Annotated in this window: 11 protein-coding genes; 2 read left to right on the top strand and 9 right to left on the bottom strand. The window is 71.0% G+C overall.

The annotated features are described in order from the left end of the window. A partial coding sequence (locus HKK72_RS30525; protein WP_187237899.1) for a UTRA domain-containing protein occupies positions 1 to 180 on the top strand: 180 nt, incomplete at its 5' end. A gap of 324 nt (positions 181 to 504) precedes the next feature. Here HKK72_RS30525 and HKK72_RS30520 read toward each other — a convergent pair. The 5 genes from HKK72_RS30520 to HKK72_RS30500 form a co-directional block, all read right to left on the bottom strand. Next, positions 505 to 1,038, bottom strand: a complete 534-nt coding sequence (locus HKK72_RS30520) for a hypothetical protein (RefSeq protein WP_187237898.1) — start codon at positions 1,036 to 1,038, stop codon at positions 505 to 507. Positions 1,039 to 1,162: 124 nt separating this feature from the next. Then, on the bottom strand, positions 1,163 to 2,611 hold the full coding sequence (locus HKK72_RS30515; protein WP_187237897.1) for an MFS transporter: 1,449 nt from the start codon (positions 2,609 to 2,611) through the stop codon (positions 1,163 to 1,165). A 76-nt stretch (positions 2,612 to 2,687) separates the two neighbouring features. Beyond that, positions 2,688 to 2,876 carry a DUF3099 domain-containing protein gene (locus HKK72_RS30510; protein WP_315987528.1) on the bottom strand — a complete coding sequence of 63 codons (189 nt, stop codon included), beginning with the start codon at positions 2,874 to 2,876 and terminating at the stop codon, positions 2,688 to 2,690. Positions 2,877 to 3,062: 186 nt separating this feature from the next. Then, positions 3,063 to 3,569 carry a general stress protein gene (locus HKK72_RS30505; protein ID WP_187237895.1) on the bottom strand — a complete coding sequence of 169 codons (507 nt, stop codon included), beginning with the start codon at positions 3,567 to 3,569 and terminating at the stop codon, positions 3,063 to 3,065. A gap of 281 nt (positions 3,570 to 3,850) precedes the next feature. Then, on the bottom strand, positions 3,851 to 5,431 hold the full coding sequence (locus HKK72_RS30500; protein WP_222721336.1) for a N,N-dimethylformamidase beta subunit family domain-containing protein: 1,581 nt from the start codon (positions 5,429 to 5,431) through the stop codon (positions 3,851 to 3,853). A gap of 164 nt (positions 5,432 to 5,595) precedes the next feature. On the opposite strand from HKK72_RS30500, the gene HKK72_RS30495 reads away from it, so the two are divergent. Next, positions 5,596 to 6,183, top strand: coding sequence for a hemerythrin domain-containing protein (locus HKK72_RS30495; protein WP_187237894.1), 588 nt, complete (start codon positions 5,596 to 5,598; stop codon positions 6,181 to 6,183). A gap of 52 nt (positions 6,184 to 6,235) precedes the next feature. Here the strand turns inward: HKK72_RS30495 and HKK72_RS30490 are convergent, their stop codons facing one another. The 4 genes from HKK72_RS30490 to HKK72_RS30475 all read right to left on the bottom strand — a co-directional run. Next, complete coding sequence (locus HKK72_RS30490) at positions 6,236 to 6,922, bottom strand: cyclodeaminase/cyclohydrolase family protein (protein ID WP_187237893.1); 687 nt, start codon at positions 6,920 to 6,922, stop codon at positions 6,236 to 6,238. A gap of 187 nt (positions 6,923 to 7,109) precedes the next feature. Continuing rightward, entirely contained in the window at positions 7,110 to 8,276 is a 1,167-nt protein-coding gene (locus HKK72_RS30485) for an amidohydrolase (RefSeq protein ID WP_187237892.1), read from the bottom strand. Continuing rightward, on the bottom strand, positions 8,273 to 9,505 hold the full coding sequence (locus HKK72_RS30480) for a Glu/Leu/Phe/Val family dehydrogenase (RefSeq protein ID WP_222721335.1): 1,233 nt from the start codon (positions 9,503 to 9,505) through the stop codon (positions 8,273 to 8,275). Before HKK72_RS30480 ends, HKK72_RS30485 begins: the two co-directional genes overlap by 4 nt. Beyond that, positions 9,495 to 10,511 (bottom strand): thiamine pyrophosphate-binding protein (locus HKK72_RS30475; RefSeq protein ID WP_261987358.1); only part of this gene is annotated, 1,017 nt, incomplete at its 5' end. The genes HKK72_RS30480 and HKK72_RS30475, both read right to left, overlap by 11 nt.

Genomic DNA, 10,511 nt, shown 5'->3' with positions numbered 1-10,511 from the left:
CGCAGCCTGGGGCTCGCGCGGGGCGCCCCCGTACTCGTCCTGCGCAGTGTCAGCCTGGGGGAGAGCGACCGTCCGGTGGAGAGTTTCGTGGCGTTCCATCGCGGCGACCGCAGCCGCTTCGAGGTCGAGCTCGAGCGCGGCTCCGCCCCCGCCCGCCCGCTCGTGGTCGTCACCGGCTGATCAGGTCGGTGAGGAGATCGCGGCAGGCTCGATCGGCCCACTCGGCGTCCGACCGGTAGTGTTTCATCCTGCGGATAACCGTTGTCTACATACTTGTCCATCTTGCGGCCCACCACGTCGGTCAGGACGGCCGCGCCTTCCGCCGGACCGCCCTCCGCCCTCGGCCGGATCGCCCTGGCCGGGACGAGCCTCTGCGCTCGTCTCTGATCCCGACGCCGGGCGGGCACCCGATTCCCCTTGCTCGCCCGCCCGGTGGTCGGCGATCTGCGGCGCGGTGAGGCGAGAAGTTCGGGCCGCCCCGCCGTGTCGATGGTCGACGACGGCTCAGGAGCTCGAGTCGATGAGTCTCTCGGCCGCACGCATCCGCAGGTCTTCGACGGTCTCGGCCTGACCGCGGGCCCGGGCGATCAGCCGATCCAGACGGGTCGGGTCGAGGCGATCATCCCGTTCGGCGATGAGCCGAAGCACCCGCCAGCAGGCCTCCTTGCCCTCGATGCCCAGCCTGAGCGTTTCGAGTTCGACGACATCGCTCAACGGTGACCTTCGCAGCAGGCGACCGTTCGGCTTGGCCCGGCCGAACTTCTCCACCACCCACCCCGCACAGATCTTGTAACGGCGGATCGGGACCCGCAGGGCCTCCATCATGTCGATCAGCCCGGCCCGGTCCTCCGCGATCTCGGCGGCGATCCGGTCGAGAACCCGGCCGGCCTCCCAGTGACGCTGTCCCCGGGCCGCCCGGCGGACGAGTTCGACGCCGGTGGTGGATCCCGCTAGGTGGTCGTTCAGATAAATGCCGATCAGTCCCATGTCGACAGTCGTACGGGCTATTTGCGTGTCCGTCTTTCCGCTCACGGCCATGACGCCTCCCACGAGAACAGGTCTCGAAAGTCGTTATGCCACCAGAATTCCGGTCCATGCCCCCGAAGTGGCCCGGCTCACCCCTCAACTGGCACGGCTGGGTGAGGGGCACGCCGCCGCGACGTCAGTGACCCTTCGCCGCCGAGAGCGGTGGAGCGATCTTCTCCAGGGACACCCCGGCCGCCTCGACGCCTATGGCGAGTTCGACCAGACCGGCGGCGATCATCAGCGCCGCGCCGAGAAAATAGCCGTCGGTCACGGCCGCCACCTCGCCGGTCTCGACCAGCCGGCCGAACAGCGCGGGGCCGATGATGCCGCCGAGCGCGGTGCCGACCGCGTAGAAGAAGGCGATCGCCATCGCGCGGGTCTCCATCGGGAAGAGCTCGCTCACGGTGAGGTAGGCGGCGCTCGCACCGGCGGAGGCGAAGAAGAACACCACGCACCAGCAGAGGGTGAGGGTGGCCGCCGACAAGGCGCCCTGCCGGAACAGCAGGCCGGTGCCGATCAGGAGCACCCCGGACAGGATGTACGACCCCGAGATCATGATCCGGCGACCGACCGTGTCGAACAGCCGCCCGAGAAACAGCGCGCCGACGAAGTTCCCGAAGCCGATGGGGATGAGATAGAGGCCGACCCGGCCGTCGGGCACCTGGAAGAACTTCGTGAGCACCAGCGCGTACGTGAAATAGACGGCGTTGTAGAGGAACGCCTGACCGACGAAGAGCGCCAGGCCGAGGATCGATCGGCGCGGGTAGTCGCGGACCATGGTCTTGACGATGGCCCCGAACCCGATCGCCCGGCGCGGGTGCACGGTGATGCTGACCCCGGGCATGTCCAGGCGCTTGCCGCTGTCCTCTTCGACCTCGCGCTCGATCCCTTGGACTATCCTCTCCGCCTCGTCCTGACGGCCGTGGATGAACAGCCAGCGGGGACTCTCGGGCACTGTGCGCCGGACCAGCATGACGCCGAGCCCCAGCACCGCCCCGAGCAGGAACATCGCCCGCCAGCCCAGATCGGAGGGCAGCAGGTCGGAGTTCAGGATCGGCAATGACAGGGCCGCCGCCATCGTGGTGCCGATCCAGAACGACCCGTTCACCAGGATGTCGACGCGACCCCGCACCCGAGCCGGGATCAGCTCGTCGATGGCCGAGTTGATGGCGGCGTACTCCCCGCCGATGCCCGCCCCGGTGAGGAAGCGGCACATGTAGAACCAGAGCGCGTTCATGGAGAACGCGGTGGCGACGGTGGCCGCCAGATACAGCGCCAGCGTGATGAGGAACAGTCTCTTACGGCCGAACCGGTCGGTCAGATAACCGAACAGCAGGGCGCCGAGGCAGGCGCCCGTCACATAAACCGAGGCGGCCAGCCCGATCTGCGAGTCACTGAGCCCCAGACCGCCCGACGGATCGGTGAGCCGCGGCCCGATGACGCCGACGACGCTGACCTCGAGACCGTCGAGGATCCACACCGTGCCGAGACCGGTCAGCACCAGCCAGTGCCACCGAGACCAGGGCAGCCGGTCGAGCCGGGCCGGAATGCGGGTCTCGATGGCGGCGGATCGAGCCGTTGTCATGGCACCAGTTCTGCCCGTTCAGCGGGAATCATTCCTGCGACTCGGCTGCGAACCTGCAGGCCAGGCGGGTCGCCGGTCACACCGCCCGGTCGTCGTCGTCTCTGCGGTTGGCGACGATGGCGGCGAACGGCGGGATCACCAGCGCCACCATCGCCATCGCGACCGCCACGCCGGTCGAGTAGAACCGCACGACGGTCCATGCCAGCACGAAGAGCGTGAGGCAGGTGCCCATCATGATCAGATAAATCCGTCTGCGGCGGCGCACACTCCCACCGTACGTCGGTGCCATGCCCCCAGGGCGGAGGCCCGTGCGATCGCGACAGTGCGATCGCGACGGACTGCGTGATCGGGAGGGATCGTGTGGTCGAGAGGACCCAGAGGGATCTCCCGCGCCGGCCCCTCCCGACACCACACCCGACCGCCGACCGTTCCACCGGCGTCGGCGATCGCCTCAGCTCGGCGGTTCGGTAGAAGAGTCCGTCGCCGACAGCGCGGCGGCGAGCACCCGCCGGGCCTCCTCGGCGAACTCCGCGTCGACCATGACGTCGTAGCGGTCGGCCACTATGGCCGAGACGGCTGCGAAGCCCCGTCGCTGCAGCCCGTAGGCGATCGCGGCGAAGACGACGCCGAAGAGCAGGCCGAGCAATATCGCGGAGATGACGGCGCCGACCGCCCACGGGCTGACGATCCAGAAGATCAGGCCGATCAGTAAGCCGATCCACGCACCGGTGCTGGCGCCCGCTAGCACCGCCCTGGGCAGGGTCCACCGGCCGATCACCTGCTCTTCCAGTCTCAGGCCGGTGCCCACGATGGTGACGTGCTCGACCGGGAACTTGTGTTCCGCCAAGAGGTCCACCGCGTGCTGAGCCGCCTCATGGGTGCTGTAGGTACCCAGCACGATCTTGTGCGCGCCCGTGTGCGAACTCGTGGGCGTCCCGCTGATGTTCCCCGTATCCATCGTCAATCCCCTCTGCCCCCTTCGAGGCGATTTGCCGACCCTCACGTAGAATGTTCCCGCAGCTCAGGGCGTACACCCGTGTCCTCGGCCACGCCGCCGGCGGGTGAAAGAACCAGCAAAATCTCAGCCGCGCGGCCGTGCGGCCGGAACCTCGTCGGCGGCGCGCTTCCGCCGGGCGGCCGCCACCTCGGCCCCGATCCCGGCGCACCGGCGGACGTGCGCAAAGTCCTTGTACGGGAATCTGTACCTGGGCTTGGCCTCTTTTCCGCCGAGGCGCCTCGCTAGTCGCGGTCGTCGCCGCCGGCGATGAGGTGGCCCTTGTACGGTTTGACCTGCTCGAGGTTGTCGCGGGCCGGATGCGAGCGGCCCACCGGACCCGCCGCCATCGCCCGGAGCAGCGTCTCGGTCACCTGATCCACGAACCGCTTCGCCGTGTCGGTCACGCCGTGACCACAGCCCTTGCCGCGCATCGCGCAGACCCACCGCATGGTGCCCGCCGCGAACACGCCCGCCCCACTGGGCACCGTGTAGTACGCCGAGTCGGCATGGCTGTCGACGTTGCCGCACCGCACGGGCGAATGCGCGACGATCTCAATGGGCCGCGGTGTCGTCACGATCGGGTTGACCCGGTCGTACTCCGGCCCCACCATCCCGGGAAACCGCTGGCCCTTGCGCACCCGCGTGCCGGCGAACAGCCAGTGCCGCGGCCGGTAGACGACGTACGCCGCCTCGGCGGGGTTGCATTCGTAGAACACGCCCGTGAGGTCGCTCTCGGGCCATGGCTTGCGGGCGAAGCGCCAGTCGATGGTCACCTCGGCCGGTTTCCTCTTGCCGATCGGGTCGTCGAGGCCCTTGTAGCAGATGACCAGCCGGTTCTTGCCAAGACTCGTGGCGGCGAACCTGATGTGCCGGTTGACCTGGTTGGCTCCGAGGAGTGCGATGTTGACCCCGGTGTCCCGCGCCTTCGTGGTCTCGTTGCGCATGGTCGTCGACCAGTACTCGTCATGTCCCAGCACGGCCAGCGCGCGGGCCCCCGCCAGGAGCCCCGGCTCGGCGTGCAGGTCGTTGTCGGTCGCGTACGCCAGCGGCAGCCCGAGCCTCTCGGCCAGCGCGATGGCCGGCTGCTCGTACGCCATGAACTTCTCCGCGCCGTCCTTGTCGTACGGCCGGTCGAAGCTCACGGCACGGGATCGGCTGTCGTATCCGTACGGCCCCTCGTACAGGCTGTGACCGCCCCAGAGGTTGTAGGCCTGCCAGGTGGTGGTGGCGTTCAGCACCACGATCTTGCCGACCGCGTCGGCCGATCGCACCGTGACGGGCACGTAGCGCTGAGCACCCGAGGCGGCCTCGAGGCGGAGCAGGTACGAGCCGGCGGGCCAGTCCCGCGTCGAGACGGTGAGCGACGGCTTCCAGGGCGCCGACACCGTGTTGGTCGCGGCCCGCACCCTGGCCGGCGCCTGCTCGGTGCCCTCCTGGTTGGGCGAGGCCCACACCAGGCGCGCCTGCGCTCCGCCGTACCAGCCCATGCGGAACGCCTCGACCTTGAACCGGCTGGTCGTCGTTGAGACGAACAGCCGGAAGGGCTGGCCGGACAGCACGCTCACCCGGTCGGCGTAGCCCTCGATCTCGTGCGTGGAGCCCACCTTACGGACCCGCCAGTCGCGGGTGCCGGGCCTGGCGTTCTCGGCCTCGGTCGGCGAGCGCGACGCGGTCGCGGGAGCGCCCGGCGTCGCGGCCGCCGGCGTGCGCCCGCCCGGCCGGCCGGCGCCGCTTTCCACACAGCCGGCCAGCATGGTGCAGCCGATGAGCAGCGCGAGGCTCACGAAGACGGCATGAACCGAGGTCCCCCGATGGTCTGCCACGGCCCCGAATTGTGCCGCAGCCGCTCATGCCGCGCACGCTCCCGCGTACCGGCTTGTCCCTGAAGCGAAGTCTTTACCGTCATCGCACGAGGCCGTCGCGTGCGATTCCACCGCCCGGGTAGGTGATGAGGAGTGACCGACCCCGCCTACAACAAGGGGAGCCCATGAAGACGCCGGCCGCGGAGGCTCCGGCCTCCGAGGACGTCATCGACCTGCTGATCAAGCAGCACGCCCAGATCAGAGATCTCTTCCTCGCGGTCGCCATGTCCGGTGGGCTGGAACGCCGGAAGGCGTTCGACCGGCTCGTACGTCTGCTCGCCGTGCACGAGACGGCCGAGGAGCAGATCGTGCACCCCCTGGCCCGCCGTACGTTGTTCGGCGGCGAGGGCATCGTGGAGGACCGCCTCACCGAGGAGGGCATGGCCAAGGCGATCCTCGCCGAACTGGAGAACATGGACACCGATGACCCGCGTTTCCTGGGTGTCCTGAACCAGCTCCGCGGCGACGTGCTCACCCATGCCCGCGCCGAGGAACGGTACGAGTTCGTCGGGCTGCGCGCGCAGTTCAGTGAGACCGAGCGCAGGGGTCTGTGCGCCGCCCTCCGGGCGGCCGAGGCGGTGGCCCCCATCCACCCGCACCCCGGAATCGAGAGCGCCGCCAAGAACCTGCTCGCCGGCCCGGCCATGGCTCTCGCCGATCGGGTACGGGACCTGATCCGGGACGCGATGAAGCGGCCGAAGTCCGGCGGCTGAGCCCGCCTGGCGACGCGGCCGGCCCGACGGCGGGGCCCAACCGCGCGCTGAGTCAGGTGCCGACGCCTTCCCTGCCCTGGGCCCGCGCGTTGTAGATCGCGATGGAGGCGCTGCCGAGCCCCTTGTCGATGTGCTTGTGCAGTTCCTGGTCGAGATCGGCCTTCAGCCGTGTGCCGCTCACGTCCGCGAGGTGCAGCCAGCAGTGGAGCGCGGCGGCCTCGATGGCGGCGGCGCTGAGCGCGGCGGCCTCGCCGATGTGCGCGAACATGACCGGGTCGGCGCGCCCGTGCAGATCGCCGGCCAGGTCGGCGGTCTTGGCCGCGACCTTGACGACCTCGATCCCGACCGCGGCCGACACCTCGGCGGTGGACTGGAAGGCGTGCCGGCGACTGGTCTGATCGGCCGTGCCGTCGGCCGGCAGCAGGTAGGCGGCCTGCAGGCCGACGTGTGCCTCGGCGGCCTGCCCCAGGAGTTCGAGCACGCGCCGCTGGGCGGCGCCGGCGTGCGACCGGCACTCGACCACGGGCGGGTGAAGGTAGGCCAGCGAGTCGTCGGCGAGAGTGATGTCGCAGATCCTCTCGACCAGTGCGACGGCCTGGGCGATGCTGATCAGCGCGCAGGCGTAGCCGCCAGGGCCCGCGGCCGTGGCGAGCCGATCCAGCCACTCGCCGATCGTCGTCTCGGCCAAACCATCCGGAATCTCAGCGGCGTCCGGAGCCTCAGTGCGGTCATCCGACACGGGGGGCGTCCCTTACGAAGAGTAATCGACTCGTCACGGAACACGCTATCCGCGGCCACTTGCCCGCGCCGTGGATTTCGGCCGATCCGACCGGCGTGCGCGGCGCGCGGGGCGCGCGGCACCGGCCGGCCGAGCGCTCACGGCGTACCGCTCGCCGGAGCCGCGGGATCACCGTCCGGCCAGGCCCTTACCGCGTGCGGCTCGCAGGATCAGCGGGATCACCGCCGGCATGATCGATCGCCGTCCAGGCCAGCGCCTGTGCGGCGGCCAGCATGGCGTCCTCGGCACGAGGCGTCGCCGCGGCGGCGGTGAAGTCCGGGTGGTGGTTGGCCACCGGCGCGCCGATGCCGAACACCGGGTGCAACGCAGGCACGACCTGCGAGACGTTGCCGAAGTCGGTGGAGCCGAAGACCCGGTTCTCCGCGTCGGCCGGCTCGGCCCACGCGGCGGGCGCGTTGCCCCGGTACAGCTCGGCCAGCCCAGGGTCGGTCCTGAGCTCGGCGTACGCCACCGCGTCGGGCGTCAGCCGCAGTCGCGCCCCGGTGGCCAGGGCCCCCGCCTCGAAGCACGCGGTCACCCGCGCGGTGAGCTCGGTCAGCGCTGGAAGGTCGGGAGCACGCAGGCCATAGGTCGCCCGGGCCACGGAGGGGATCACGTTGGGCGCCGATCCCGCCTCGGTGACCACCCCGTGCACGAACTCGCCGGGACGCAGGTGCTGGCGCAGCAGGGCGATCGCGGTCTGGGCCAGATGCATCGCGTCGGCCGCGTTGATCCCGTCGAACGGGTTGAGCGCGGCGTGCGCCTCCCTTCCGTCGTAGCGCGCCTCGATGCCACCGGCGGCGACGAAGCGCGGAGCGGCGCAGTCGTACGGGCCCGGGTGCGCCATCAGCGCCAGGCGCGTGTCGCGCAGGGCGCCCCGCTCGATGAGCAGGACCTTGCCCCCACCGGTCTCCTCCGCCGGGGCACCGACCACTCGTACGGTGAGCCCGAGGTCGTCGGCGAGCGGCGCCAGCGCGAGCGCCGTGGCGACCGCACCCGCCGCGATCAGGTTGTGCCCGCAGGCATGACCGATCCCGGGCAGCGCGTCGTACTCGGCGAACACGTCGACCGTGAACGGGCCCGTACCCGTGCCGGCGATCAGCGCGGTGGGCAGATCGCAGGGCCCGGCCGTTACCGCGAAGCCCGCCTCGGCGAGCAGGTCTCCGACCCACCGCGCCGCTCGATGTTCCTCGAAGCCGAGCTCGGGATGGGCGTGGATGGTCCGGCTGAGCCGTACGACGTCATCGCGGCGGGCGGCGATGGCCGCACGGGCCCGCTCTTTCGCGGCGGTGGCCGGCGGCGGAAGAACGCTCATGGGAAGCGCACCTGGATCTCGGCGGCGTTGCGGGCGGCGAGGGCGAGGGCGGACTCCCGGAGCGACACTCCACGGGACGCGGAGTCCTGCGCCACGGCTCCGACCAGCCTACGGGAGGTGCTCGCGATCTTGGCGAACGACGCCTCGGCGGTGGGCTCGATGTCGCCGAACACCACCCACCACCACCAGGCGTTGGTCATGACATTGGCCAAGAAGTCCGGCACGACGGGAACGTCCCGCGCGAAGAGCACCGCCTCGGCGTCGGGGAGGGTCGGCAGGTTCGCACCCTCCACCACGACACGCGCCCGGATCCGGGCCGCGTCATCCGCTGTGATGACGTACGACATGGCCGCGGGCACGAGCAGGTCCGCGGAGACGTCGAGCCAGCCCGATCCGTCGGACAGCCGGTCGCCCGGCCTCAGCCCGGACCGGTCGATGACGCCGTGGTGGTCTCGGCCCGCGAGCATGGCGTCGACGTCGAGACCGTCATCGCTCACGATCAGACCGTCGCGGTCGGCGACGGCGACCACGCGCACGCCGGCCCGCTGGAGGTAGCGCGCTGCGGCGCCACCGATCGAGCCGAAGCCCTGGACCACGGCGGTGGCCCCCTTGCTGTCGATGCCGAGCCGCTCCGCCATCGCGATGCCGGCCTCCGCCACACCACAGCCGCCGACCAGCTCGGGCAGCGGAACGCCGTCCACCATCACCGAGAACGCCTGCCGCAGCCGTTCACGTGCCTCGGCCGGGTCGTCGAGCCGGGCGAAGACGGCCTCGATGGTGGAGGGCAGACCCAGCTCCCCCACGATCTCGTCGAGGGTGTCCTGGCGTACGCCGAAGTCCTCCCCCGCGTTCCACTGCTCCCTGATGATGGGCAGGACCGCCGTGAGGAACCGGCGCAGCACGTCGTGCGCCGCAGGATCTCGCGGATCCACGTCGACGCCGCCCTTGGCGCCGCCGAGCGGGATGTAGCGGTCCGCGGGGTCGTAGACCAGCGTCTCCTTGAGGGCCATGCCGCGCGCCAGACCGCGGACCTCCTCCAGCGTGCAGCCGGCGCGCAGCCGCAGGCCACCGCTGGCCAGACCGCGGACGAGGCTGTGGATGACGACGTAGCCGCGCCGGCCCGTCACCGGGTCGGTCCACGTCACCTGCAGCTCGGGTTCGGACGTCACCCCGGACGTCATCTCGGGCTTCGCCGAAGCGTTGGTCGCGGAAGCGGTCTCACCGGTCATCGGTCTCCTCGGGGACGAGCACGAGCGTGGGGACATCCGCGTCGAACGCGGCGGTGACCGCCTGCGCCAGCTCGGCCGGGGTCGTCGCGCACACACCGCGGCAGCCCAGGGCCCGGGCCAGCGCCGGGAAGTCGGGTGAGGGGAGGTCGACTGCGTGCACGGGGTCGCCGCGTTCGGACATCTCCGCGCGGATCTCGCCGTAGCCGCCGTTGTCCACGACGACCACCGGTAGCGGCAGCCGCAACTGCGCGGCGGTCGCCAGCTCGGCGATCGTGAACATCACGCCGCCGTCGCCCAGCAGCGCGACGACCCTGGCCTGCGGCCGGGCCAGCTTGGCGCCGATCGCGGCCGGGAGCCCGTAGCCGAGCGTGCCGTAGCCGGTCGGGTAGAGGAACGAGGCGGGGGCGTGGACGGGCAGGTTGGCCAGCGCGCCGTAATAGCAGACCATCGCACTGTCGGCCGCCACGATCCCCTGGCGTCCGAGGGCCGCGCCGAGCCCCTCGACGACGCCCAGCCAGCGGGCGCCTTCGGCGCGGGCCTCGGCGTTCTTGCGGTCCCGCCAGCCGGCCGCACGCGCCACGCCGTCACCAGGAGCGCTCCCGGCATGACCTCGCGGTCGTTCGCGCATCGCCTGATCGGGGCCAGAGCCGGCGTCCGGTGCGGAGCCCGGTCCGCCGGCGAGCAGGTGGAGCAGGTCGGTCAGCGCGAGTCTCGCATCGGCGACCAGCGCGACCTCGGGCACCGCGTTGGCATGGATCTGAGCGGCGTCCACATCCACGCGGATCATCCGCCCCGGCAGCGGCAACGGACCGTTCCACAGATCGGCGGGGGCCAGTTCACTGCCCACCACGAGCACCACGTCCGATTCGGCGACGAGGTCGCGGACGGCAGGCAGGTGGACGCCGGCGCCGAGGGCGAGCGGGTGGTCCTCCGGCAGTACTCCCTTGCCGTTGGTCGTGGTGACGACCGGCGCTCCGAGGTACTCCGCCATGGCCCGTACCTCGTC

Origin of the sequence: Actinomadura sp. HBU206391 (genome assembly GCF_014323665.1) — a bacterium.
In the GTDB taxonomy this organism is placed as follows: domain Bacteria; phylum Actinomycetota; class Actinomycetes; order Streptosporangiales; family Streptosporangiaceae; genus Actinomadura_C.
This window is presented reverse-complemented; position numbering and strand designations above follow the sequence as displayed.

Excerpts from the sequence above, each read along its gene's own strand:
- HKK72_RS30520 (WP_187237898.1), bottom strand. The coding sequence starts at position 1,038 with ATGGCCGTGAGCGGAAAGACGGACACGCAAATAGCCCGTACGACTGTC.
- HKK72_RS30515 (WP_187237897.1), bottom strand. The coding sequence starts at position 2,611 with ATGACAACGGCTCGATCCGCCGCCATCGAGACCCGCATTCCGGCCCGG.
- HKK72_RS30505 (WP_187237895.1), bottom strand. The coding sequence starts at position 3,569 with ATGGATACGGGGAACATCAGCGGGACGCCCACGAGTTCGCACACGGGC.
- HKK72_RS30495 (WP_187237894.1), top strand. The coding sequence starts at position 5,596 with ATGAAGACGCCGGCCGCGGAGGCTCCGGCCTCCGAGGACGTCATCGAC.
- HKK72_RS30485 (WP_187237892.1), bottom strand. The coding sequence starts at position 8,276 with ATGAGCGTTCTTCCGCCGCCGGCCACCGCCGCGAAAGAGCGGGCCCGT.
- HKK72_RS30480 (WP_222721335.1), bottom strand. The coding sequence starts at position 9,505 with ATGACCGGTGAGACCGCTTCCGCGACCAACGCTTCGGCGAAGCCCGAG.